This window comes from Trujillonella humicola (assembly GCF_046233715.1).
GTDB lineage: Bacteria > Actinomycetota > Actinomycetes > Mycobacteriales > Geodermatophilaceae > Trujillonella > Trujillonella humicola.
Map to the genome: position 1 here is coordinate 23,725 of NZ_JBJNRJ010000039.1, position 23,247 is coordinate 46,971.

Genomic DNA, 23,247 nt, shown 5'->3' on the forward strand with positions numbered 1-23,247 from the left:
GGCTCCGCGCTCGATCCGCTCCCCGGTCGCCGGCGCCCTCCGCGACGCTCCCTCGCCCGTCGTCATCGCGGCGCTCAGCGGAGCGCCCCGAGCATCGCCGTCCACCGTTCGCGGAAGTCCGGCAACGTCTTGGTGACCGCCTCGGCGCCGGTCACCCCGACCCCGTCGACGACGAGCCCGAGGACGGCCGCGGCGTGCACCATCCGGTGGTCGGCGTAGGAGTCCAGGACCGCCGCCCGGCGCGGCCCCGGCTCGATGACGAGGCCGTCGGGCAGCTGCTGGACGCGGGCGCCGACCGCGGTGAGGACCTCGTCGAGGGCCTGCAGCCGGTCGGTCTCGTGCCCGCGCAGGTGCCCGATGCCGGTGAGCCGGGAGGAGCCGTCGGCCAGGGCGCAGAGCGCGGCCAGCACCGGGGTCAGCTCGCCGACCTCGCCGAGGTCGGCGGTCAGGGGGGCGATCGGGCCGCTGCCGGTGACGGTCAGTCCCGCGGCGGTGCGCTCCACGTGCGCACCCATGGCGGTGAGCAGCCGGTCGAGCCGGGCGCCGGGCTGGGTGGTGCTCTCCGGCCAGTCCGGCACGGTGACCCGCCCCCCGGTCACCAGGGCCGCGGCCAGGAACGGGGCCGCGTTGGACAGGTCCGGCTCGACCACGCGGTCGACCGCCCGGACGGGGCCGGGGGCGACCCGCCAGCCGGCCTCGGTCGCCGCGACCGCGACGCCGTGCTCGGCGAGGGCGGTCACGGTCATCTCGACGTGCGGCATCGACGGCAGCCCGCCGGCGAGCACCAGGTCGACGCCGTCGTCGAAACGGGCGGCGGCCAGCAGGAGCCCCGACACGATCTGCGAGGACTCGGAGGCGTCGACCGTCACCGGACCGCCCCGGACTCGGCCGGCACCGTGCACGGTGAACGGGGCCCGGCCGCGGCCGCCGTCGTCCACCTCGACGCCGAGGTCGCGCAGGGCGGCGATCAGGCCGGCGTTGGGCCGCTCGCGCAGCCGCGGGTCGCCGTCGACCCGGACCGCGCCCTCGGCGAGCGCGGCCACCGGCGGCAGGAACCGCAGCACCGTGCCGGCGAGGCCGGCGTCCACGTCGGCCGGCCCGCGCAGCGGTGCCGGCGTGACGAGCAGGTCCTCGCCGTCCTCGTCGATCCGCACGCCCATCGCGCGCAGCGCGCCGGCCATCAGGTCGGTGTCGCGGGCGCGCAGCGGCCGCACCAGCCGGCCGGGCCCGTCGGCCAGCGCGGCCAGCACCAGGGCCCGGGCGGTGATCGACTTCGACCCGGGCAGGGGCACGACGGCGTCCACGGGGGAGGGCGCGCAGGGCGCCGGCCAGACCTCGGTCACGTCCCCAGTCTGCCGGTCGGGGGTCACGCGCCCTCCCCGTGGCGTCAGCCGGCGACGGGCTTGGACGCCTTCCTCGCCGGCACCGTGCGGAGCAGGCGGCGGTTGGCGAACTCGAACATCGCCAGCTCGGAGAGCTCCCGGCCGTAGCCGGACCGCTTCACGCCGCCGAAGGGCAGCTCGGGCGAGGAGCCGGTGGGCTGGTTGATCCAGACCATCCCGGCCTCCAGCCGCTCGGCCACGGCCCGGGCCCGGTCGAGGTCGCTGCTCATGACGGTGGCACCGAGGCCGAAGTCGCTGTCGTTGGCCAGCGCGACGGCCTCGTCGTCGTCCTTCACCCGGTAGACGACGGCCGCGGGGCCGAACAGCTCCTCGCGGAAGGCCCGCATCTCCGGGGTGACGTCGGTGAGGATCGTGGCCTCGACGAACGCACCGGGGCGGTCGGGCCGCTTCCCCCCGGCGACGACGGTCGCGCCCTTGTCGATCGCGTCCTGGATCTGCGCGTGCAGGTCCTGGGCGGCGCGCTCGCTGGACAGCGGCGCCAGGGACGTCGACGGGTCGGCCGGATCACCGGGGGAGAAGGTGGAGAACGCCTGCTTCAGCCCCTCGACGAACGGCTCGTACAGCTCCTCGGTCACGATCAGGCGCTTGGACGCCGTGCAGGCCTGGCCGGTGTTCTGCATGCGGCCCGAGGTCGCGGCCTTGACCGTGGCGGCCATGTCGTCGGCGTCGAGCACGATGAACGGGTCGCTGCCGCCCAGCTCCAGCACCGACTTCTTCAGGTGCTTGCCGGCCAGGGCCCCCACGGCGCTGCCGGCCCGCTCGCTGCCGGTCAGGGTGACGCCCTGGATGCGGGGGTCGGCGATGACCTGCTCGACGTCCTCGATCCGCAGGAAGGTGTTGGTGAAGACCCCCTCGGGCGCGCCGGCGTCGGCGAACAGCTGCTCGAGGGCCAGCGCGCACTGCGGGGTGATCTCGGCGTGCTTGAGGATGACGGTGTTGCCCAGCACCAGGTTCGGGCCGGCCACGCGGATGACCTGGTAGAAGGGGTAGTTCCACGGCTCGATGGCCAGCAGGACGCCGATCGGCCGGGTCTCGACCACCGCCTCGCCCTTGCCCATGAGCGGCTGGATCGGCGTCGGCTCCAGGAAGCCCGGGCCGTTCTCGGCGTAGTACTTGAGGATCATCGAGCACAGGTACAGCTCGCCGGTCGCCTCGTCGCGCCGCTTGCCCATCTCGGTCGTGATCAGCTTCGCGAGGTCCTCGCGGCGCTCGTCCATGAGCTCGGCGGCCCGGCCGACGACGGCGGCGCGCTCGGCCACCGGTCGCCGCTGCCACTCCTGGTAGGCGGCGTGCGCCCGGCCGACGATGCCGTCGATCTCCCCGGTCGGGGTGAAGTCGAACTCCCGCTCGGTCTCGCCGGTGAAGGGGTTGACCGTCGCGTACCTCCGGGCGGCGGAGTCGCCGGCGGTCTTCGGCTGCTGGGTGTCTGGCTGCTGTGTCGCGGTCACGCGGTGATCCTCGTCTCTCGTCGCTGCGTCCCGACACCGACCCCTACCCGGAGACCGTGGTCTCACGCGCGGCGCGGGCCGTCGTACTCCAGACCTAAGGTCGGGGGGACAGTCCCGCGAGGAGTCCGTCAGCCCCCGAGGAGGAGCCGCGCCATGTGCGGTCGGTACGCGGCGAGCCGCCGTCCCGAGGACCTGGTGGTGGAGTTCGAGGCGGTCCCGGCGGAGGGGCAGCGGCCGCTGCCGGCCGACTACAACGTCGCCCCGACCAAGGACGTGTACGTCGTCCGGCACAGGCGCGAGCGCGACGCCGAGGGGGCGCTCACCGGCGGCGGCCACCGGGAGCTGCGCGCCGTCCGCTGGGGGCTGGTGCCCTCCTGGGCCAAGGACGCGTCCATCGGCAACCGGCTGCTCAACGCCCGCGTGGAGTCGCTGGCGGAGAAGCCGGCCTTCCGCCGGGCGGCCGCCTCGCGGCGCTGCCTGGTGCCGGCCGACGGCTGGTACGAGTGGGCCCGGCGGCTGGACCGGCCGGGCAAGCAGCCGTACTTCGTCACGCCTGCCGACGGGTCGGTGCTGGCCATGGCCGGGCTGTGGGAGGTGTGGGGGGAGGGCGACGACCGGCTCTACACCTGCACCGTGGTGACCGCCCCGGCGCAGGGGGCGCTCGCGGAGATCCACGACCGGATGCCGCTGGTGCTGCCCCGCGACCGCTGGGCCGAGTGGCTGGACCCGGGCCGCGACGACGTCGCGGCGCTGGCCCGGCCCACCCCGGCCGAACTCGTCGAGAGCCTGGAGCTGCGACCGGTCAGCACCCGGGTGAACAGCGTGCAGAACAACGGCCGCGAGCTGACCGAGCGGTCGGAGTCGGTCGGCGAGCCGGCCGACCAGCCGGCGCTGTTCTGAGGTGGCGCCGTCCTCGGTGACCACGGCGCCGGCCGTCCGCGCGCTGCCCGGCTGGGTCGCGGCCGCGCTGACCTTCCTCAGCTCCGGCGCGGTCCTGGTGATGGAGATCGCCGCGCTGCGGCTCATCGCGCCCTACGTCGGCGTCACGCTGCAGACCAACACCGCGGTCATCGGCTTCGCGCTGGCCGCCATCGCCGTCGGCGCGTGGGCCGGCGGCAGCCTCGCCGACCGCACCGACCCGCGCCGGCTGATCCCGCCGCTGATGGTGGCCGGCGGCGCGCTGATCGTGGCCGTCCTCCCGCTGGTGCGGTTCACCGGCCAGGCGTTCAGCGGCGGGGACGCCGGCAGCGTGCTGGTGCTGGCGTTCGTCGCGATCGTGGTGCCCGCGGCGCTGCTGTCGGCCGTGCCGCCGATGGTGGTCAAGCTGCAGCTGGCCAGCCTCGCCGAGACCGGGGCCGTCGTCGGCCGGCTGTCGGGCATCGGCACGCTGGGCGCGATCGCGGCGACCTTCCTCACCGGCTTCGTGCTGGTCGCGCTGTTCCCGACCAGCGGCATCCTCGTCGGCACCGGCCTGGTCACCGTCGCCACGGGGATCGCCGCGGCGGTGTACCTGCGCCGCAGCTCCGCCGGCACCGGCCGGCTCACCGGCGGCCTGCTCGTGCTGGCCGTCGCCACGACCCTCCTGGCCTCGTTCGCGCCGAGCCCGTGCGAGGAGGAGACCGCCTACCACTGCGCGCGGGTGGCGGCCGACCCCGACCGGCCGACCGGCCGGGTGCTGCTGCTGGACACCCTGCGGCACTCCTACGTCGACCTGGCCGACCCGACCCACCTGGAGTTCGAGTACATCCGCGCGATCGCCTCGGTGGCCGACGTCGTCGCCCCGGCGGGGGAGCCGCTGTCGGCGCTGCACCTGGGCGGCGGCGGGCTCACCGTGCCGCGCTACCTCGCCGAGGTCCGGCCGGGCACCGAGAGCCTGGTGCTGGAGGTCGACCCCGGGGTGGTCGAGGTCGACCGCGAGCAGCTGGGGCTGCGGACCTCGGAGGAACTGGCGGTGCGGGTCGTCGACGCCCGCATCGGCCTGGCCGACGAGCCCGCCGGAGGGCGTGACCTGGTGGTCGGCGACGCCTTCGGCGGCCTCTCGGTGCCGTGGCAGCTCACCACGCGGGAGGCGCTGGAGGACGTCGACGCCGCGCTGGCCGACGGCGGGGTGTACGTGGTCAACCTCATCGACCACCCGCCGCTGGACTTCGTGCGCGCCGAGCTGGCCACCCTGCGTGCGGTCTTCGCGCACGTGGTCCTGCTGGCGCGGGCGCCGGTGCTCGCGGGGGAGGACGGCGGCAACGTCGTCGCGGTCGCCTCGCAGCGGCCGCTGCCGGTCCAGGAGATCACCGCCGCGCTGCCCGAGCGGGACCTCGCCTGGCACGTCGCCGACGGCGCCCGGCTCGACGCGTTCATCGGCGACGCCGGCGTGCTCACCGACGACCACGCCCCGGTCGACCAGCTGCTGACGCCCTACGGCGCTCCGGGCTAGCGCCCGATCGGCGCGGTGCGGGCCCGGGTGAGCCGCACCAGCTCGGCAGGTGCCAGCTCCACCTGCAGCCCGCGGCGGCCGGCGCTGACCAGCACCGTGGCGAAGCCGAGGGCGGAGTCGTCCACCACGGTCGGCAGCGCCCTGCGCTGACCCAGCGGGCTGATCCCGCCCCGCACGTAGCCGGTGGTCCGCTCGGCGTCGGCCGGGTCGGCCATCGCGGCCCGGCGGCCACCGGCGGCCGCGGCCAGCGCCTTGAGGTCCAGGCTGCCCGCCACCGGGACGACGGCGACGGTCAGGGCACCGTCCACCCGGGTGACCAGCGTCTTGAACACCTGGCGCGGGTCCGAGCCCAGGGCCGCGACCGCGGCCTCGCCGTACCCCTGGTCGTCGGGGTGCTCGGGATCGTAGGGGTGGAGGGTGTGCGGGACGCCGGCCTTCTCGAGGACCCGGACCGCGGGGGTGGCCGCCACGGGGCGGCACTCTAACCAGGCGTCCCCCGGCCGGCGTCGATTCCCCGACCGGGGGAACAGGTCGCGCGCGGTGCCGGTTGCACCCGCCGTGAGCAGCGCCCTCCCCACCGCCCGCGCGCGGGCCGGTGCCGGCCCGACCGTGCACCGCCGGCCGCCGGGCCGCCCCGATGCCGCGCGACTAGGATCGTCCGAGGTGGCACCCCGCGCCCGGGGTGCGCAGAGAGGACGGTCGGTGGCCCAGGAGCCCACGAGCACACCCCCGGAGGAGCCGACGGCCGGTCGGGCCGCGCCCGCGACCGAGCCCGTGCCCGGCGCTCCCGTCGAGGTGCCGGAGGCGCGCGAGGGCGGCAGCCGCACCGAGGCGGCCGAGACCCGCGCCGAGCGCGACGCCCGCTTCGAGCGCGACGCGCTGCCCTACCTCGACCAGCTCTACCCGGCCGCGCTGCGGATGACCCGCAACCCCGCCGACGCCGAGGACCTGGTCCAGGAGACCTTCGTCAAGGCCTACTCCGCCTTCCACCAGTTCGCCGAGGGCACGAACCTCAAGGCGTGGCTGTACCGGATCCTCACCAACACCTACATCAACAGCTACCGCAAGAAGCAGCGGCAGCCGCAGCAGTACCCCACCGACGAGATCCAGGACTGGCAGCTCTACGCCGCCGAGGAGCACAGCTCCAGCGGCCTGCGCTCGGCCGAGATCGAGGCGCTGGACCACCTGCCGGACTCCGACATCAAGGAGGCCCTGCAGCAGCTGCCCGAGGACTTCCGGCTCGCGGTCTACCTCGCCGACGTCGAGGGCTTCGCCTACAAGGAGATCGCCGAGATCATGGGGACACCCATCGGCACGGTGATGTCCCGCCTGCACCGCGGCCGCCGGGGGCTGCAGAAGCTGCTGGCCGACTACGCCCGCGAGCGGGGCTTCGTCCGCGCCGGTGCCGGGGAGGAGGCGTCGTGAGCGAGCACTCCGGGCACGAGGGGCACGGCCACCAGGACGAGCCCCTGCAGATCGACTCCTGCGACGACGTCCTGTCGCACGTGTTCGAGTTCCTCGACCACGAGACCGACGACAGCCGCCGCGCCGTCATCGCCGAGCACCTCGAGGACTGCTCGCCCTGCCTGCGGCAGTTTGGGATCGAGCAGGAGTTCAAGGCGCTGGTCCGCCGCCGCTGCGGGGGCGACGCGCCGCCGGTCGGGCTGCGCGACCGGATCAAGATGCAGCTGACCACCGTCTCCTTCGAGGAGGACGGCACCACGGTCAGCGTCGAGCGGCTGACCACCGAGGTCGTCACCGAGCGGACCGGCGAGCGCCCCACCGCCTGACGAAGGACCCCGTCCCCCTCACCCCTCGCCAGCTCGGGGCGAGCCTCTGGACGGGGCCGGCGCCGCGAGCTCGCGAGCGGCGAGGGGCGAGGGGGTCCTTGTTTAGGCGTTGGGCCGCTTGCCGTGGTTGGCCTTGTTGCCCTTCCGGGAGCGACGCTTGCGTCCACGCTTGGACATCGCTGCCCTCCTCTCCTCGTTCGTGCGCCCGACGCATCGGCGGCGGGCGCCCCGGACCGGCGGGCGGCAGGGGACCCGGGTGTGCGGGCTCCTGGCGGACCCGCCAAGCTGACCGGACAAGCCTCTCACGTCCGGGGCGGGGGACCGCGCCGGACGGCACGGACGGACAGGGGAGGGCTGCTGGCCGTGACCCAGCTGGGGATCGAGAGCGTGCTCGTCGCCGGGCGCGGTCCCGCGGCGTGCGCGGTGATCGCGGCCTGCTCGCGGCTGGAGGTCAAGGCCGTGGCCGTGCACTCCGAGGCCGAGCGGCACGCGCTGCACGTGCGGCTGGCCGACGACGCGGTGCTGCTGGGGCCGGCGCCGGCCGCCGAGTCCTACCTGGCCGTCGACCGGATCGTGGAGGCCGCGCGCCGCAGTGGCGTCCGGGCCGTCCTGCCGGTCCCGCCGGCGCTGGCGGGCAACGCCCGCCTCGCGGGCGCGGTCGTCGCCGCCGGGCTCACCTGGGTCGGTCCCGACGCCGCCGTGCTCGAGCGGCTCGGCGGGGACGGCGTGGAGCCGGCCAGCGAGCGGGGGCTGCTGGGCTGGGTGACCGACGAGGGGCTGCGCTGCCTCACCCCGGTGACCCGGGACCGGGCGGCGGGCATCGCCCGGGTCTCGTGGACGCCGCGGGAGCCGCCGCCGCTGCCCGCGGCCGTCCGCCGGCTGGTCGACGTCGGCTGGCGGGGGCTGGTCACCGTCGGGGTCGACCCGGACGGTGAGCTGGCCGAGGTCGCCGCCGGCTTCTCCCTCGACATGGCGGTGCTCGAGCGGGCGCACGCGGTGGACGCCGTCGAGCTCGCGCTGCGCAGCGCGGCGGGCACGACCGGGCAGCTGCCCACCCCCGCGGACCCGACGCGCGCCGCGGTCGCCGTCCAGCTGCGCGCCACGCTGCCGCCGGGCACGGCGGGACGGGTGACCGGCAGGCTGCCGGGGCCGGGTCGGCTGCGCGGGCGACGCCGGTCCCTGGAGCTCGTGGCGACCCGGGGCTACGAGCCCGGTGACCGCCTCGACGGCTGGTACGACGCGCTGCTGGCCACGGTCAGCGCCGGCGCCGCCGACGTGCCGGCCGCGGCCCGGGCGGTCAGTGACGCGCTCACGGGCCTGGGCGGGACCGGCGTCCCGCACGACGGGCCCGAGGTCTGCGCCGTGCTGGACCGGCTCGCCTCCGGGGACCTGACCCCGGACGCCTGACCCGGTCCGCCGCCGACGCGGGGAGTGGTTGGATGAACCGGCAGCGTCGAGGTGGGGAGGTGCCGGTGGCGGTCGAGGAGATCCACGCCGAGATGGTGTCCAGCGTGTGGAAGGTCCTGGTGGCACCCGGCGCCCCGGTCGCCGCGGGCGACACGCTGGTCATCCTCGAGTCGATGAAGATGGAGATCCCGGTCCTCACCGAGCGGTCCGGCACCGTGACGGCGCTGCACGTGGTCGAGGGTGAGGTGCTCCAGGAGGGCGACCTGATCGCCACCGTCGACGCGTCCTGAGCCCCCGGGGCGAGCTGCGCGCCGGTCAGAGCGGCAGGGCGTACACCCGCAGGTCCACGCCGGGCACCGGCGACCAGTCGCGCTCGGGCAGCCGGCGGAACCCCAGCCGCTCGTAGAGCCGGTGCGCGGCCCTCATCCGCGGATCCGTGGAGAGCACCATCGTGGTCTTCCCGGCGGCGCGCGCCCGCGCCAGGCACTCCCGCACGAGCAGCTCGCCGATGCCCGCACCCCGGGCCGCCGGGTCGACGACGAGCATGCGGAAGGCGGCCTCGGAGTCGTCGGCCGTGATCTCGCCGAAGTCGCCGTCCAGCACGAGCGCGACGCTCCCGACGATGCCCGTGACGCCGCTGCCGGGACTGCCACCGGCCCCCGCGCCGCCCCGCCGGGCGACCAGCAGCAGAGCGCGGGCGGCCCGGCCCTCGACGTCGCCGAGCTCGCCGAGGTAGACCGGCGAGGCGAGCTCCTCGTCGCGGTAGACGCCGACGGTCAGCCGGCGGATGTCGTCGAAGTCCGCGGCGGTCGCCGGCTCGACGACGGGCGCGGCGGGGGAGGCAGCGGAGGCCGCGGGCGGCGTCGTGCGGGTCACGACGTCCGAGACTAGGCGGCGCCGCCACATACCCTCGGGCCACCATGAGCAGCCTCTCCGATCGCCTGACGCGTGGCTCGGCCACCTCGCCGTCCCAGGTCGACCACGCCCGCCGCCTGGTCGCCGACTGGCAGCTGCTGGCCGACCTCTCCTTCGCCGACCTGACCCTGTGGGTGCCGCTCAAGACCGGCGCCTGGTGGTGCGTGGCGCAGGTGCGACCGCTGACGGCGCCCACCAGCCAGCCCGAGGACCTGGTCGGCAGCGAGGTCGAGGGGGAGGACGCCGAGCCCTTCGTCGTCGCCCACCAGGAGGGCCGGCCGGTGACCGAGGGCGAGCCGGACTGGTCGGGCGCGACGCCGCGGCGGCGGGAGGTGATCCCGGTCCGCCACGACGGCGTCGTCGTCGCGGTGCTGGCGCGCGACACCAACCTGGCCGTCACCCGGTCGCCGTCCACGCTGGAGCTCACGTACCTCGACATCGCTGCGGACCTGTGCCTGATGGTGTCGGCCGGCACGTTCCCGCCGCAGAAGGTGCTCGACGCCGAGATCAGCCCGCGGGTCGGCGACGGCCTGGTCCGGCTCGACGGCGCCGGGCGCGCCGTGTACGCCAGCCCCAACGCCCTGTCGGCCTACCGCCGGATCGGGGTGACCGGGGACGTGGTCGGCGCCGATCTGGCGCGGCTGAGCCGCGAGGTGGCCGTCGACCGGGTCGCGGGCGAGGCGGTGGGGGCCGGCATGCGCGCCGCCGTCGCCGGCCGCTTCCCCGAGCCGATGGACCTCGAGGGGGTCAGCGCCACGCTGCTCGTCCGGGCGCTGCCGCTGCAGGCGCCGGGCGGGGAGGAGGGCGCGCTGGTGCTGGTGCGCGACGTGACCGACGTCCGGCTCCGCGACCGCGCGCTGCTCACCAAGGACGCGACCATCCGCGAGATCCACCACCGGGTCAAGAACAACCTGCAGACCGTCGCGGCGCTGCTGCGGCTGCAGGCCCGGCGGATGACCGAGCCCGCGGCCCGGGCGGCCCTCGAGGAGTCGGTGCGCCGGGTCGCCTCGATCGCCATCGTGCACGAGACGCTGGCCGGCAGCCGCGAGGACGTCGTCGACGTGGACGACGTCCTGGACCAGGTGCTGCCCATGCTCGGCGACCTGGCCTCCATCGGCCCCGCCGCGCGCACCTGCCGCACCGGGGCCTTCGGCGAGCTGCCCGCCGCCGCGGCCACGCCGCTCGTCCTGGCGGTCACCGAGCTGCTGCACAACGCCGCCGAGCACGCCTTCCCCGACGGGGAGACCGGCAGCATCGAGCTGCAGGCGCAGCGGGCCGGCGACGACCTCGTCGTGCGGGTCCGGGACGACGGCACCGGCCTGCCGGAGGGCTTCGATCCGGCCGCCAGCGACGGGCTCGGCCTGCAGATCGTGCGGACGCTGGTCACCAGCGAGCTCGGCGGCGGGCTGACGATGGGCCGGCCGGCCGACGGTGGCGCGGGCACCGAGGTGGTGCTCGACCTCCCCGGAGCGGGCCGCCCCCGCCGCTGACGCGCGGCCGCCCGACGGCCGGGGCACCAGGTCGTCGCCCGACGTCCCGCGGATGTCCCGGACGCTCGGGACGCGTCGCCCCGTGCGGCCGGGTCATTCGCGGCGCGAGGGTCCCCTCCTCGAACCGGACCCGAGGAGGACCACCGTGACCGCCACCCAGCCCGTCCCCGCCACCCCGTACACCCCGCCGCCGGTGTCGCCGACCCGCCCCCCGGGCCGCGCCTGGGCCTGGACGGGCCTGGCGGGCGCCCTCGTCGGCGTCCCGGGGCTGATGCTCACCGGCAACACCTACGACGCGTCCACCGGCGTCGTCGAGGACAACGACGCCCTGCTCGCGGCCGTCACCGGCAGCGCCGGCCTGGTGTGGGCCCAACAGGTCGTGTGCGCCGTGGCGGCCACCTGCCTCCTCGTCTTCGCCGCGGGCCTGCACCGCTCGCTGGCGCGGCAGGAGCCGGCCGGCAGCCTGGTGCCCGGGCTGGCCGCGGCCGGCCTCGTCGTGACCGCCGGGGCGCTCCTGGTCGGCGGCGGCATCTGCACCGAGCTCTACTGGGCGCTGGCCGGCGACCAGCCCTTCGACCCCGACACCGTCGGCGCCCACCTGGCGCTCTACAACACGCTCCCGTGGCTCTGGGGCGCGTTGGGCGTCTCGGCGGCCGCCGTGGCCGTCGGCGGGTTCCGCAACGGCTCGGTCGGGCGCCCGATCGCGGTGCTGAGCGCCGTCCTCGCGGTGCTGCTGGCCGCCTCGCAGGTGCTGCCGGTCCAGTACGTGGCCGTCCTGCCCGGCGGGACGTGGGTCGCCGTCACGGCGCTCTCCGCGGCGCTCGGCCGCCGGCGCGCCTGATCCCGGCCGCCGGCCGCTACCGTGCCCGCCGTGTCGTCGACCGCGGCCGGTCCCCGGGTCGCCCCCGCCCCCTCGGCGGCCGGCCGTGCGCACGCCGGGGACGCGCCGGACGAGGCGGGGGGCCGGGGCGCGGCGCGGCTGGGCCGCGCCGCCCTGCCGGCCACGGCGGTGGCGCTGGCCGCCACCGGCCTCGTCCTCGCCCTGGCCCGCGGGGTGCCGGTCGCCGGGTCGCTGCACCTGCTCCCCGTCACGGTCTGCGCGGTCACCGGCGGCCTCGTGGTCCGCCGCCGCCCCGACAACCCGCTGGGCCACCTCCTGCTGGGCAGCGCGGCAGCCTTCGCACTGCTCGAGGGGTGCGGGCAGCTGGCGCTCCACCTGCCGGCGGGATCGGTCGCCGCGGCGGTGCTCGGCTGGCCGCAGACGTGGCTGTGGGTGCCGGCCAACGCGCTGCTCACCGTGACGCCGGTGTTCTTCCCCGACGGCCGGCCGGCGCCGGGCTGGCGCTGGCCGCTGCGGGTGTTCTGGGCCGTCACCGCCGCCACCGCCGTGGTCTCGGCGCTGCGGCCGGGACGGGACGAGCAGCTGGGTGCCCCGGGCCGGCCCAACCCGCTGGGGGTGCCGGGGCTGGGCCCGCTGGCCGACACCGTGGCCGGGGTCTGCACGGTGGTCGCCGGCGTCGTGCTGGTGACGGCGGGTGCGGACCTGGTCCGCCGGGTGCTCCGGGCCCCGGCCGGGTCCCGGCTGCGCCAGCAGGGCGAGTGGCTGGCCTACGCCGTCGGCCTGGCCACGCTCCTCGTCGCGGGGCGCTTCCTCGTGGGGGCGACCGACGCCACCCCCGGCGAGCTGTTCCCCTCCGGGCACGGGTGGGAGCTGGCCGGCGCCGTCGCGGCCAGCCTGCTGCCCGTCGGGCTCGGGGTGGCCGTGGTCCGCCACCGGCTCCTCGACATCGACCGGCTGATCAGCCGCACGGTCGTGCTCGTCGGGCTGACGGCGGCCGTCGCCGGCCTGTACCTCGCCGGCGTGGCGGCGGCGAGCTCCCTGCTCGGCGGCACGGTGCGGCTGCCGGCCTCGCTCGGGGCCGCCGTCGTCGCCGCGGTCCTGCTGGCGCCGGTGCGCAGCGTCCTCCAGCGGCGGGTGGACCGGCTCCTGTACGGCGAGCGCGGCGACCCGCACGCGATCCTGGCCCGGCTCGGCCGGCAGCTGGAGACCGCGCCGGGTGCCGTGTCCCTCTCCGCGGCCGCCGAGACGGTCCGCGACGCCCTGCAGCTGCCCGGCGCCGGTATCGAGGTCGCCGGGGGCGCCCGGATCGCGGCGGGTGAGCTGCCCGGCGCCCCGGTCGCGCTGCCGCTGCTGTCGGCCGGTGAGCCCGTCGGCCGGTTGCTCCTGGCCCCGCGTCCCGGGGAGGCGACGCTCGGCCGGCGGGACCTGCGGGTGCTGCGCGACCTAGCGGCGGCGATCGCCGGTGCGGTGCGGGCCACCCGGGAGAGCGAGCGGGCCGGCCGGCTGGCGGCGGACCTGCAGCGCTCGCGCGAGCGGCTGGTGCTCGCCCGCGAGGAGGAGCGGCGCCGGCTGCGCCGGGACTTCCACGACGGCCTGGGCCCGGTGCTGGCCGGCCTGGCGATGAGGGCGGAGACCGCGCAGGAGGTCGACGACCCCGCCGTCGTCCGGCGGCTGCTCGAGGAGATCGCCGAGGACGCGCGGACGGCGCTGGCCGACGTCCGCCGGCTCGTCGACGGGCTGCGCCCGCCGGCGCTGGACCACCTCGGCCTCGCCGGTGCCCTGGCCGCCGCGCTGGCCGGCCGGCCGCGGTCGGGGACGCCGGTGACGCTGGAGGTGCCCGAGCCGCTGGGGTCCCTCCCGGCCGCGGTGGAGGTCGCCGCCTACCGCATCGCCGTCGAGGCGGTCGCCAACGTCGACCGGCACGCCGGCGCCGCGGCGGCGAGGGTGCGGCTCACCGGTGGCGCCGCGCTCCTGCTGGTCGAGGTCGCCGACGACGGCCGCGGCGGCGCGCGCTCCTCGGCGACCGGCGTGGGGCTGGCCTCGATGCGGGAGCGGGCGGCCGAGCTCGGCGGGAGCTGTACCGTCACCGCCCGCGCGGGTGGGGGGACCGTCGTCCGCGCGGAGCTGCCGCTGGAGCCGGGGGAGGACGGAGGGGACCGTGGAGCGCATCCGCGTCCTGCTGGTTGACGACCACGCGCACTTCCGCGCCGGTCTGCGGGCGCTGCTGGGCACCGCACCGGACCTCGAGGTCTGCGGGGAGGCGGCCAGCGGCGAGGAGGCGCTCGCCGTGGTCGGCCGGACCTCGCCCGACGTGGTCCTGCTCGACCTGGGGATGCCCGGCATGGGCGGCGTCGCGGCCACCGAGGCACTGGTGGCGGCGAGTCCGCACGCGCGGGTGCTCGTGCTCAGCATGTCCGACGACGACGACTCGGTGTTCGCCGCGCTGCGGGCCGGCGCCCGCGGCTACCTGCTGAAGGGCGCGGGGCGGGGGGAGATCCTGCGGTCGGTGCGCGCGGTCGCCGAGGGGGAGGCCATCTTCGGGCCGAGCATCGCGTTGCGGCTGGCGGCGTTCTTCGCGACCCCGCCGGCGACGCTGTCGGAGCCGCCGTTCCCCGAGCTGACGGCGCGGGAGCGCGAGGTGCTGGACCTGGTCGCCCGGAACCGCACGAACCCGCAGATCGCCGACGCGCTCGGGGTCAGCGGCAAGACGGTGCGCAACCACGTGTCCAACGTGTTCGCCAAGCTCCAGGTCGCCGACCGGGCGGCCGCCGCGGAGATGGCGCAGCGCTCGGGGCTGGGCGGCCCCGCCCGCTGACCGGGTCCGGACACGCGAGAGGCCGGCCCGGGAGCCGGGCCGGCCTCTCGCGTGGTGGTGCGGTGCCTCGTCAGGCGCGGACGCGGGTCCGGGACTGACGGCGCTTCAGCGCGCGGCGCTCGTCCTCGGAGAGGCCGCCCCAGACGCCGGAGTCCTGGCCGGAGCGCAGGGCCCAGTCCAGGCAGGACTGCACGACCGGGCAGCGCCGGCACACCGCCTTGGCCTGCTCGACCTGCACGGTGGCGGGGCCGGTCGTGCCGATCGGGAAGAACAGCTCCGGGTCCTCGTCGCGGCAGAGGGCGCGGTGGCGCCAGTCCATGGTGGTGTGCTCCTCGAAGTCGTCTACGGTGTGCCGGTCGGGCCGCTGTCTCCGGGCGTCTGCGCGGGCGACACCACTCCGTGTCGTCTACCAGCGACCGCCTGCTCTTGTTACCGGCAGGTTGCGTTCCTGGTCGCGATGTTTTCACGACACGGACGCCTGTCAAGCGATACCAGGGCCCGGTGGGACCCCTCGTGAGCAAGCTCACCACGGCCGTGATAGGGCCGCCACTCGGGTGGGTCCGGATCGTTGACAGGAGGCCCTGTCCGTGCCCTCGACGGCCGGCGCGCAGCGCGCGAGGGGGCCGCGGAGCCGGTGCGTCAGGCGATGACGCGCAGCGCGGCCGGGACCGAGCGCAGCCGCAGTCCCGTGGCGGTGCCGAGGTGGTCGCCGTCCAGCTGCCACCCCTGCGGCCGGCTCGCGGTCAGGGTCACCTCGGGGAGGTCGTGCCAGCGGTGCACCCGCCGGCCGCGCACGGCCGGCTGCGGGCTCATGACCTGCCGCAGCGTGCGGAGCATGCCGACCGACCCCGTGCGGCCGAGTGCGAAGACGTCGAGCCCGGCGTCGAACGAGGCCTCGGGGCTGGGGTTGATGGGCCGGGCGCCCAGGTAGGTCCACGGGCTGACGTTGGAGACCAGGCAGAGGAACACCGCGTCCCGGGCCGGCTCGCCCGGCACCTGGACGGTCACCGCCGGCCGGCGCCGCTCGCGGCCGAGCAGGAACGCCGCCGTCGCCTCCCGGACGTACAGCGCGCCGGTGGAGCGGCGGCCGCGGGCGCGCTGCCCCTCGACCCGGGCGATGACCTCGGCGTCGAAGCCCAGGCCGGCGGCGAACACGAACCAGCGCGGCTCGGTCCACGCCGGGTGGGCCGCGGCGTCGCGGGCGGCGAGGACCGGCGCGGCCGCGGGGTCGACCGGCTCGGCCGGGGCGGTGCTGGTGCCCGACGCGCTGGCGGTGCCCAGCGACACGCGCCGGGTGCGCCCGGCCCGGATGCTGTCGAGGATCTCCGCCGTCGCCTCCACCGGGTCCCGGGACCGGCCCAGCGCCCGCGAGAAGACGTTGGTCGAGCCGCCCGGGACGACGGCGAGGGTGGGGACCTCCGCGCCCGGGCCGGCGTGCAGGAGCCCGTCGACGACCTCGTTGACGGTGCCGTCGCCGCCCAGGGCCACCACGATGTCCACGCCGTCGTCGCGGGCCTGGCAGCCCAGCTCGCGGGCGTGGCCGCGGTGGGTCGTCTCGGCGAGGTCGACCTTCAGCTGGCTGCCGAGGGCGCCGACGAGGACGTCGCGCACCTTGGCGTTGGTGGAGGTCGCCGCGGGATTGGCCACCACGAGCGCACGCATGCCCGCCAGGCTAACCACGCAGGTGACCGCCCCCGCACCGCAGCGGCCCGATCCTGTGACCCCTGACGCGTAGCCTCGCTGGTGTGACGCAGGAGAGCGCAGCGGCCGGGCGCGGCGGGGCCGAGGGGCCGCAGCGGCGCAGCCGGGCCGACCGGCTGCTGGGCGGCGCGGCCGAGCCGGGCACCCCCGCGCCGCGGGTCGAGCGGCCGCAGGCGCCGGCCGCCGTCCGCCGGGCCGCGCTCGTCGCCGGCCTGGAGGCGCTGCTGCTGCTCGGCGGCGCTGTCGTGCTGCTGTACCTGACGCTCACCAGCGAGGCGCAGAGCGTCCGCAACGCCGTCGCTGAGGTCGTCTACGTCGCGATCTTCGGGGTGGCGATGGCGGCCGCCGCGGTGGGGCTCTGGCGGGTGTCGGCGTGGGCGCGCGGGCCGGTCATCGTCCTGCAGCTCGTCCTGGCCGCCCTGGCCTACGAGACCATCGCCAACGCCGACCGCCCCGAGATCGGCATCCCGGTGCTGGTCCTGGTCGCCGTGGAGCTGTACCTGCTGGCCACGCCGGAGGCCCGGCTCGCCTTCCACGAGCGCTCGGAGCGTGCCGAGACCTAGGCCGTCACACCAGGTCGACGACGTCGGCGATCGAGTCGAGCACCCGGCCGGGGCGGAAGGGGAAGCGGGACACGTCGGCCATCCGCGTCGAGCCGGTGAGCACGAGGATCGTGTCCAGCCCCGCCTCGATCCCGGCGACGACGTCGGTGTCCATCCGGTCGCCGATCATCACGGTGCTCTCCGAGTGCGCCTCGATCCGGTTCATGGCGCTGCGGAACATCATCGGGTTCGGCTTGCCGACGAAGTACGGCTGCGCCCCGGTCGCCTTGGTGATCATCGCGGCCACCGCGCCGGTGGCCGGCAGCGGCCCCTCCGCGGACGGCCCGGTGACGTCGGGGTTCGTGGCGATGAACCGGGCGCCGGCCTCCACCAGGCGGACCGCCCGGGTGATCGCCTCGAACGAGTACGTGCGGGTCTCCCCGAGGACGACGTAGTCGGGGTCGACGTCGGTGAGCGTGTAGCCGACCTCGTGCATGGCCGTCGTCAGCCCGGCCTCGCCGATCACGTAGGCCGAGCCCCCCGGCAGCTGGGTGGACAGGAAGTGCGCCGTCGCCAGGGCCGAGGTCCAGATGGCCTCCTCGGGGACCTGCAGACCCGAGCGGGCCAGCCGCGCGGCGAGGTCGCGGGGCGTGAAGATCGAGTTGTTGGTCAGCACGAGGAACCGGCGACGGCGCTCGACCAGCCGGGCGAGGAACTCCGCGGCCCCCGGCAGCGCCTGCCCCTCGTGCACGAGGACGCCGTCCATGTCGGTCAGCCAGCACTCGGCCGGCCGGCGCTCGGTGCTCACGGCCGCCGGTCCGCCGCGAAGCCGGTGAGCGCGTCGTCGGTCAGCCGGAAGACCGTCCACTCGTCCATGGGCACCGCACCGGCGGCCTCGTAGAAGGCGATCGAGGGGGCGTTCCAGTCCAGCACCGACCACTCCAGCCGGTCGTACCCGCGCTGCACGCAGACCTCGGCGAGGGTCCGCAGGAGCTCCCGGCCCAGGCCCGTGCCACGGGCGGCCGGCTGCACGTAGAGGTCCTCGAGGTAGATGCCGTGCGTGCCCCGCCAGGTGGAGAAGTTGAGGAACCACAGCGCCGTCCCCACGACGGCGCCGTCGCCGGCCACGGCCACGTGGCCGAAGAGCGCGGGGGAGTCGCCGAACAGCGCCGCGGTCAGCGCGTCCTCGGTGAGCCGCACCTCGTGCGCGGCCTTCTCGTACTCGGCCAGCTCACGGACCAGGCCGACCACCGCGGGGACGTCGGTGGGCCGGATCTCCCGGATCGTCATGTGAGCAGCTCCTTCACGCGGCCGGGGACGAGACGGGCCAGCGGTGACAGCACCGGCACCAGGACGGGGGCGAACAGGTAGCCGTAGGCCAGCACGCAGCCGGTGACCACCGGGACGGTGGCGAAGCCGATGACGATCACGACCGCAGCGGCGATGAGCCCGTACGGGCGGCCGCTCTTGGGGCTGACCAGCGAGCGGAACGACCGGAAGCGGACGGTGCTCACCATCAGCAGGGCCGGCACGGCGACGATCAGCAGCACCCACAGCCGGTCGCGGCCCTGCATCTGGTCGCCGAAGGCGAACACCGAGGCGAGGACGACGCCGGCAGCGCCCGGGCTGGGCAGGCCGGTGAAGTACCGCTTGTCGGCGGTCGGGTCGATCGTGGTGTTGAAGCGGGCCAGCCGGATGGCGGCGCACGAGATCCACAGGCCGCAGACGATCCAGCCGAGCGGGTCCCAGCCGTCGCGGCCCTCGGAGAACAGCGTGAAGGCCAGCAGCGCCGGAGCCATGCCGAAGGAGACGAGGTCGGCCAGCGAGTCGAACTGCAGCCCGAAGGGGGTGACCGCCCCGACCAGCCGGGCCACCGCGCCGTCGGCGATGTCGAAGACGACCGACAGGCCGACCAGGACGGCGGCCAGGGTGTAGTCGCCGCGGATGGAGACCAGGATGGCGACGAAGCCGCACATCATGTTGGCCAGGGTGAACAGGCTGGGCAGCGTCGCCAGCGCCCGGCGGCGGGTGCCCCGCACCGACCCCCGGACGAACTCCACCGTCGCCGTCCGCCGGGTCTGCGGGACGCCGGCACCGGACGCGGAACTGGGCATGGCCGCGGCTCCTCAGCCGGCCGACGGGAAGCGCGCGATGACGGTCTCGCCGCCGCGCACGCGCTGGCCCCTGGTCACCGTGACCTCGCACTCGGGCGGGACGAAGACGTCCATCCGCGACCCGAACTTCATCAGGCCCATCCGCTCCCCGGTGGCCAGGTGCCGGCCGACGCCGGTGCGGGTGACGATCCGGCGGGCCAGCACCCCGACGAGCTGGCGGAACACCACGGTGCGGTCACCGTCGCGCAGCCACAGCTCGCTGCGCTCGTTGCGGTGCGCGGACTCCTTGCGGTAGGCCGCCAGGAAGCTGCCCCTGCGGTAGGAGCTCTCCACGACCTCACCGCGGTAGGGGGAGCGGTTGACGTGCACGTCGACCACCGAGAGGAAGACGCTGACCTGCTGCCAGTCCCCGGGCGGGGCCACGCCCTCCTGCGGCTGCCCGGCGACCATGACGACGCCGTCGGCGGGGGAGAGGACGTCGTCGGGCGCGGCCGCCTCGCGGTCGCAGCGGCGATCGGGGTCGCGGAAGAACAGCGCCATGTACGCCGACAGGCCGACCAGCGGCCAGGCCAGGAGCGCCGGCCAGCGGCGGCCGGACACAGTGGCGGCGGTCGAGAGGACGGCGGCAGGGGCCAGCGGGCCGGCGACGAAGGGCCAGCCGGCAGGGTCGATGCGCATGGTGGCCCCACGCTACCGGGACGGCCTCCGGCGCTCAGACGGACGGCGGGCCGGACGTGCGCGCGCGGTCGGCGCCCTGCTCGCTCGTGCGGACCCGGGGCGGACCGCCGTACCAGTCGAGGCAGAGCATGGTCGCGTCGTCACGGAGGTTCCCGCCGGTGGCCGCGAGCACCGCCGCGCCCAGCTCGTGCACGACCTCGCGGGGGTGGAGGTCGGCGCTGGCGGCCAGCGCCCGGGAGACGTCGAGCGTGGCGGCGTTGCGCTCGAGCATGCCGTCGGTGAGGAAGACCAGCCGGTCACCGGGTTCCAGCGGGAAGGACTGCACCCGGTAGGGCACCTCGGGGGAGACGCCGAACGGCGCGTCGATCGCCAGCGGCACCTCGGTCACCCGGCCGTCGCGCAGCCGCAGGGGGAACGGGTGGCCGGCGTTGACCGCGGTCGCCGTCGCCGTCTCCAGGTCGATGCGCAGCAGCTGGCCGGTCACGAACTGCCCGGGCGCGGCCTCGGCGGCCAGCGCCCGGCCGGCCTCGGCGGCCTGCGCGGCCAGGTCGTGGCCACGGCGGCGGCCGTTGCGCAGCGCGCCCACGAGCAGCGTCGCCAGGAGCGCGGCGGGCACCTGGTGGCCGACCGCGTCGCTGATCGACAGGTGCAGGGAGCGCCGGTCGAGCGTGTAGTCGAAGGTGTCGCCGCCCACCTCGCCGGCCGGCTCCAGCCACCCGGCCAGGGTGAACTGGCCGGCCTCGCACGTGTAGGAGGCGGGGAGCAGCCGGCGCTGGATCTCGGCGGCCAGGGAGAACGGTGTGGTGCGCTGGCCCCACTCGAACAGGTCGGTGTGCCGGCGCGCGGCGATCACGACGTAGCCCAGCGCGTGGGCGGCGGTGCGGACCTCGGCGAGCACCGCGGGGACCGGCTCGGCGGGCAGCAGCAGCTCGACCAGGCCGATCGCGTCACCGCGGTCGGTGACGGGGACGACCACGCGCCAGAGGTCGCCGACCCGCTCGACGTCGTGGTCCTGGGTGCGCAGCACCCGCTCGTACCGGCTGCCCGGCAGCGGGATGGTCTCCGCCCGCTCCTCGCCGGCGGCCCGGGAGCCCGCGTCCGGTGCGAGGTCCCGGGCGGCCGTGGTCAGCCGCACGATCGCGCGGCCGCTGAAGTCGGCGAGCAGCAGGCTCACCTCGCGGGCGTCGACCAGCTCCGCGAGCGCCGCCGCCACGGCGTCGACCGCCTCGACCGGAGGCGCGGCCTCGACCAGCTCGAGCAGCGCACCGACGTCGATGCCGTCACCTCGTCCCACCGCTCGCTCCCGTCAGGTCCGCGGGCAGGTTACGCCCGTGCGGGCCGGAGGGGGCCGCAGCGGGTCAGGACGCGGGCGCGGAGGCGTTGACCAGCCAGCGGACGCCGAACCGGTCGGTGACCTGGCCGAACGTGTCACCCCACATCTGCTTCTCGAAGGGGACGTCGACGGTGCCGCCCTCGGCCAGCCCCTCGAAGTACCGGGTGAGGGTCTCGGCGTCGTCCCCGGAGATCGAGCAGGAGACCTTGTCCGGGCCGCCCGCCTCGGGGTCGTGGCCGTCGGAGGCCATCAGCTCCAGGCCGGCGTCGGTGCGCAGGAAGGCGTGCATCACGCCGTCGTCGGGGTACTGCCCGCCGCCCCCGCCGGCGTCGCCGAAGGTCATCACCTCGAGCTGCCCGCCCAGGACGGAGCGGTAGAACTCCAGCGCCGCGCGGGCGTCGCCGGCGAAGTGCAGGTACGGGTTGAGCCGGACGGCCATGGTCGCTCCTCGGGTCGTGGGACGTCGAGGTGGAGACGGCGGCCGCGGCGGGAAGTCATCGGCGCACCGGTCCGCCCGGTCCTGCGCGACGTCCGCCGGCGGTGCCTGCAGGCGTTGGCCCCCCGTCGGCCACCCGGGCGGCCGGGATGGCCGGTGACGGGACGACGGTCACCGGCCGGCGGGTACGGACGCGCTCGGCCGGCGGGTACGGACGCCACCGGCCGGCGCCCCCGAGGGGGCACCGGCCGGTGGGAGGTCCGGTGTGCTCAGGCCGCGGCCTTGGTCTCCCAGAAGATCTTGTCGATCTCGGCGATGTAGTCGAGCAGCTTCTGACCCTCGGCGGGGTCCATGCTGCCCTTGCCGCCGGCGGCGCCGGCCTGCTTGGTGGCCTTGTTGAACAGCTCGTTGAGCTGCGGGTACTTCTCGAAGTGCGGGGGCTTGAAGTAGTCGGTCCAGAGCACCCACAGGTGGTGCTTGACCAGGTCCGACCGCTGCTCCTTGATCAGGATCGCGCGGGTGCGGAAGGCCGGGTCGTCGTTGGCCTGGTACTTCTCCTGGATGGCCTTGACGGACTCCGCCTCGATGCGGGCCTGGGCCGGGTCGTACACGCCGCAGGGGAGGTCGCAGTGCGCGGTGGCCTCGACGGCGGAGAGCATGCGGGACAGACGCATGGACGTGCCTCCGGGAATCGTGTGGTCGGTCGTCTGCGACCCTACTCGTGGTGAGCGGCTCGGACAGCGGGGAGGAGCGGGTCCCTGACCTGGTCCCCGCCCTGCTCACGCCCTGGGTGCTCGTCCGGGTGAGCGGTCCGTCGATGTCCCCGACGCTGCGCCACGGCGACCGTCTCCTCGCGCGGCGGGTCCGCGCGGGCGGGCGGGTGCGCGGCGGCGACGTCGTGCTCGCCCGGTTCCCGGCGCGTCCGGAGCTGCTGGTGGTCAAGCGGGTGGTGCACCCGTTGCCCGGTGGCCACTGGGTCCAGGGGGACAACCCGTTCGTCACCGACGACAGCCGGGCGTTCGGCCCGGCCGTCGTCGTCGGGCGGGTGGTGACCCGGCTGTGGCCGCGGCCGGGGCGCCTGGGCGGCCCTCCGCCGGCCCCGGACGGTCGCTAGCCGCTGCGGCGCTCGGCGTAGCGGGCCGTGCACTCGGCCATCGTCGGCAGCAGGCCCTGGTCCCGGGCCTCGGCGAGGGTGGGGGCGGCCCGGTCCTTGGCCGACAGCTCGACGTCGACGTCGGCGGGCCAGGGCAGGTCCAGCTCGGGGTCGAGCGGGTGGATCCCGAACTCGCGGGACGGGTCGTAGCCGCTGGTGACCAGGTAGGTGACCGAGCTGCCGTCGGCCAGCGCGAGGAAGGCGTGGCCCAGGCCCTCGGCCAGGTACACCGCCCGCGGCTGCTCGCTGTCGAGCAGCACCGCCTCGGACGCGCCGAAGGTGGGCGAGCCGACGCGGACGTCGACTACGACGTCGAGGACGCGGCCGGCCGGGCAGTAGACGTACTTGGCCTGCCCGGGGGGCACCAGCGCGAAGTGCACGCCGCGCAGGGCGCCGCGGGCGGAGACGCTGTGGTTGGCCTGCACCAGCGGCAGGGCCGAGCCGGTCGCGGCGGCGAGGACGTCGGCCCGGTACCACTCGGTGAAGCGGCCCCGGGTGTCACCGTGGGACACCAGGTCGATGGCGTAGGCGTCGGGCACGGCGAGCTCGCGGATGTCCACGGGCGCACCGTAGCGATCCTCCGTCGGGCGTGTCAGATGGTCTGTGTAGGAGCTGCCTGAGCCCTGGGGCTGTGGCCTTGGGAGGGAGCATTCTGATGACCGTGACCGATGAGCAGGCCGGCGACCCGGGTGGCCCGGGCCGGGTGAGCGGGCAGCAACTGCGCAAGCTGCTGGCGGATGACACGTGGCT

The 23,247-nt window shown here is 76.0% G+C and carries 27 protein-coding genes; 12 read left to right on the top strand and 15 right to left on the bottom strand.

Annotated elements, in window-relative coordinates:
- Positions 1 to 74: 74 nt before the first annotated feature.
- Positions 75 to 1,343 (bottom strand): 3-phosphoshikimate 1-carboxyvinyltransferase, encoded by a 1,269-nt coding sequence (gene aroA / locus ACK586_RS17575; protein WP_409331788.1) that lies wholly within the window; start codon positions 1,341 to 1,343, stop codon positions 75 to 77.
- 44 nt (positions 1,344 to 1,387) lie between these two features.
- Complete coding sequence (locus ACK586_RS17580; RefSeq protein ID WP_409331789.1) at positions 1,388 to 2,851, bottom strand: NAD-dependent succinate-semialdehyde dehydrogenase; 1,464 nt, start codon at positions 2,849 to 2,851, stop codon at positions 1,388 to 1,390.
- Positions 2,852 to 3,004: 153 nt separating this feature from the next.
- Between ACK586_RS17580 and ACK586_RS17585 the strand changes: the two genes are divergently transcribed.
- A complete protein-coding gene (locus ACK586_RS17585; RefSeq protein ID WP_409331790.1) occupies positions 3,005 to 3,751 on the top strand; it encodes an SOS response-associated peptidase in 747 nt (248 codons plus the stop codon).
- Between the two features lie 16 nt (positions 3,752 to 3,767).
- Positions 3,768 to 5,282, top strand: a complete 1,515-nt coding sequence (locus ACK586_RS17590; RefSeq protein ID WP_409331791.1) for a fused MFS/spermidine synthase — start codon at positions 3,768 to 3,770, stop codon at positions 5,280 to 5,282.
- Here ACK586_RS17590 and ybaK read toward each other — a convergent pair.
- Positions 5,279 to 5,752, bottom strand: a complete 474-nt coding sequence (gene ybaK / locus ACK586_RS17595) for a Cys-tRNA(Pro) deacylase (RefSeq protein ID WP_409331792.1) — start codon at positions 5,750 to 5,752, stop codon at positions 5,279 to 5,281. The genes ACK586_RS17590 and ybaK overlap by 4 nt on opposite strands.
- A gap of 232 nt (positions 5,753 to 5,984) precedes the next feature.
- Here ybaK and ACK586_RS17600 point away from each other — a divergent pair, with 232 nt between their 5' ends.
- The gene (locus ACK586_RS17600) at positions 5,985 to 6,707 is read left to right on the top strand and encodes a sigma-70 family RNA polymerase sigma factor (protein ID WP_409331793.1); all 723 of its coding nucleotides are present in this window, start codon (positions 5,985 to 5,987) and stop codon (positions 6,705 to 6,707) included.
- Positions 6,704 to 7,072, top strand: coding sequence for a mycothiol system anti-sigma-R factor (rsrA, locus tag ACK586_RS17605; protein WP_409331794.1), 369 nt, complete (start codon positions 6,704 to 6,706; stop codon positions 7,070 to 7,072). The genes ACK586_RS17600 and rsrA overlap by 4 nt, the downstream gene beginning before the upstream one ends.
- 102 nt (positions 7,073 to 7,174) lie before the next feature.
- On the opposite strand, the gene ACK586_RS17610 is transcribed toward rsrA, so the two are convergent.
- Positions 7,175 to 7,249, bottom strand: coding sequence for a 50S ribosomal protein bL37 (locus tag ACK586_RS17610; RefSeq protein ID WP_014377707.1), 75 nt, complete (start codon positions 7,247 to 7,249; stop codon positions 7,175 to 7,177).
- 186 nt (positions 7,250 to 7,435) lie between these two features.
- Between ACK586_RS17610 and ACK586_RS17615 the strand changes: the two genes are divergently transcribed.
- Positions 7,436 to 8,479: a biotin carboxylase N-terminal domain-containing protein gene (locus ACK586_RS17615; RefSeq protein ID WP_409331795.1), complete on the top strand. Its 1,044-nt coding sequence runs from the start codon at positions 7,436 to 7,438 to the stop codon at positions 8,477 to 8,479.
- Positions 8,480 to 8,511: 32 nt separating this feature from the next.
- Entirely contained in the window at positions 8,512 to 8,769 is a 258-nt protein-coding gene (locus tag ACK586_RS17620; protein WP_409331796.1) for a biotin/lipoyl-binding carrier protein, read from the top strand.
- A gap of 25 nt (positions 8,770 to 8,794) precedes the next feature.
- Here ACK586_RS17620 and ACK586_RS17625 read toward each other — a convergent pair whose 3' ends face one another.
- Positions 8,795 to 9,355 (bottom strand): GNAT family N-acetyltransferase, encoded by a 561-nt coding sequence (locus ACK586_RS17625; protein WP_409331797.1) that lies wholly within the window; start codon positions 9,353 to 9,355, stop codon positions 8,795 to 8,797.
- 44 nt (positions 9,356 to 9,399) lie between these two features.
- Between ACK586_RS17625 and ACK586_RS17630 the strand changes: the two genes are divergently transcribed.
- The 4 genes from ACK586_RS17630 (at position 9,400) to ACK586_RS17645 (ending at position 14,540) form a co-directional block, all read left to right on the top strand.
- Complete coding sequence (locus ACK586_RS17630; RefSeq protein ID WP_409331798.1) at positions 9,400 to 10,884, top strand: sensor histidine kinase; 1,485 nt, start codon at positions 9,400 to 9,402, stop codon at positions 10,882 to 10,884.
- Between the two features lie 145 nt (positions 10,885 to 11,029).
- Positions 11,030 to 11,725, top strand: a complete 696-nt coding sequence (locus ACK586_RS17635; RefSeq protein ID WP_409331799.1) for a hypothetical protein — start codon at positions 11,030 to 11,032, stop codon at positions 11,723 to 11,725.
- Between the two features lie 30 nt (positions 11,726 to 11,755).
- Complete coding sequence (locus ACK586_RS17640; RefSeq protein ID WP_409331800.1) at positions 11,756 to 13,912, top strand: sensor histidine kinase; 2,157 nt, start codon at positions 11,756 to 11,758, stop codon at positions 13,910 to 13,912.
- Positions 13,884 to 14,540 carry a response regulator gene (locus tag ACK586_RS17645; RefSeq protein WP_409331801.1) on the top strand — a complete coding sequence of 219 codons (657 nt, stop codon included), beginning with the start codon at positions 13,884 to 13,886 and terminating at the stop codon, positions 14,538 to 14,540. The genes ACK586_RS17640 and ACK586_RS17645 overlap by 29 nt, the downstream gene beginning before the upstream one ends.
- Before the next feature lie 70 nt (positions 14,541 to 14,610).
- Here the strand turns inward: ACK586_RS17645 and ACK586_RS17650 are convergent, their stop codons facing one another.
- On the bottom strand, positions 14,611 to 14,859 hold the full coding sequence (locus tag ACK586_RS17650; RefSeq protein WP_091943317.1) for a WhiB family transcriptional regulator: 249 nt from the start codon (positions 14,857 to 14,859) through the stop codon (positions 14,611 to 14,613).
- A 320-nt stretch (positions 14,860 to 15,179) separates the two neighbouring features.
- The gene (locus ACK586_RS17655) at positions 15,180 to 16,202 is read right to left on the bottom strand and encodes a diacylglycerol/lipid kinase family protein (protein ID WP_409331802.1); all 1,023 of its coding nucleotides are present in this window, start codon (positions 16,200 to 16,202) and stop codon (positions 15,180 to 15,182) included.
- 83 nt (positions 16,203 to 16,285) lie between these two features.
- Between ACK586_RS17655 and ACK586_RS17660 the strand changes: the two genes are divergently transcribed.
- The gene (locus ACK586_RS17660; protein WP_409331803.1) at positions 16,286 to 16,804 is read left to right on the top strand and encodes a hypothetical protein; all 519 of its coding nucleotides are present in this window, start codon (positions 16,286 to 16,288) and stop codon (positions 16,802 to 16,804) included.
- A 4-nt stretch (positions 16,805 to 16,808) separates the two neighbouring features.
- On the opposite strand, the gene ACK586_RS17665 is transcribed toward ACK586_RS17660, so the two are convergent.
- The 7 genes from ACK586_RS17665 to sodN form a co-directional block, all read right to left on the bottom strand.
- Positions 16,809 to 17,591 carry an HAD-IIA family hydrolase gene (locus tag ACK586_RS17665; RefSeq protein WP_409331804.1) on the bottom strand — a complete coding sequence of 261 codons (783 nt, stop codon included), beginning with the start codon at positions 17,589 to 17,591 and terminating at the stop codon, positions 16,809 to 16,811.
- A complete protein-coding gene (locus ACK586_RS17670) occupies positions 17,588 to 18,073 on the bottom strand; it encodes a GNAT family N-acetyltransferase (RefSeq protein ID WP_409331805.1) in 486 nt (161 codons plus the stop codon). The genes ACK586_RS17665 and ACK586_RS17670 overlap by 4 nt, the downstream gene beginning before the upstream one ends.
- Positions 18,070 to 18,897 (bottom strand): CDP-diacylglycerol--serine O-phosphatidyltransferase, encoded by an 828-nt coding sequence (pssA, locus tag ACK586_RS17675; RefSeq protein ID WP_409331806.1) that lies wholly within the window; start codon positions 18,895 to 18,897, stop codon positions 18,070 to 18,072. The genes ACK586_RS17670 and pssA overlap by 4 nt, the downstream gene beginning before the upstream one ends.
- Positions 18,898 to 18,909: 12 nt before the next feature.
- Positions 18,910 to 19,575: a phosphatidylserine decarboxylase gene (locus ACK586_RS17680; protein ID WP_409331807.1), complete on the bottom strand. Its 666-nt coding sequence runs from the start codon at positions 19,573 to 19,575 to the stop codon at positions 18,910 to 18,912.
- 34 nt (positions 19,576 to 19,609) lie between these two features.
- The gene (locus ACK586_RS17685) at positions 19,610 to 20,869 is read right to left on the bottom strand and encodes a PP2C family protein-serine/threonine phosphatase (RefSeq protein ID WP_409331808.1); all 1,260 of its coding nucleotides are present in this window, start codon (positions 20,867 to 20,869) and stop codon (positions 19,610 to 19,612) included.
- Between the two features lie 64 nt (positions 20,870 to 20,933).
- Entirely contained in the window at positions 20,934 to 21,347 is a 414-nt protein-coding gene (locus ACK586_RS17690; protein WP_409331809.1) for a VOC family protein, read from the bottom strand.
- A gap of 266 nt (positions 21,348 to 21,613) precedes the next feature.
- Positions 21,614 to 22,018: a superoxide dismutase, Ni gene (gene sodN / locus ACK586_RS17695; RefSeq protein ID WP_409331810.1), complete on the bottom strand. Its 405-nt coding sequence runs from the start codon at positions 22,016 to 22,018 to the stop codon at positions 21,614 to 21,616.
- Between the two features lie 50 nt (positions 22,019 to 22,068).
- Here sodN and ACK586_RS17700 point away from each other — a divergent pair, with 50 nt between their 5' ends.
- Positions 22,069 to 22,458 (top strand): S26 family signal peptidase, encoded by a 390-nt coding sequence (locus tag ACK586_RS17700; protein ID WP_409331811.1) that lies wholly within the window; start codon positions 22,069 to 22,071, stop codon positions 22,456 to 22,458.
- On the opposite strand, the gene ACK586_RS17705 is transcribed toward ACK586_RS17700, so the two are convergent.
- On the bottom strand, positions 22,455 to 23,057 hold the full coding sequence (locus ACK586_RS17705; protein WP_409331812.1) for a dTDP-4-dehydrorhamnose 3,5-epimerase family protein: 603 nt from the start codon (positions 23,055 to 23,057) through the stop codon (positions 22,455 to 22,457). The genes ACK586_RS17700 and ACK586_RS17705 overlap by 4 nt on opposite strands.
- Between the last annotated feature and the right edge of the window lie 190 nt (positions 23,058 to 23,247).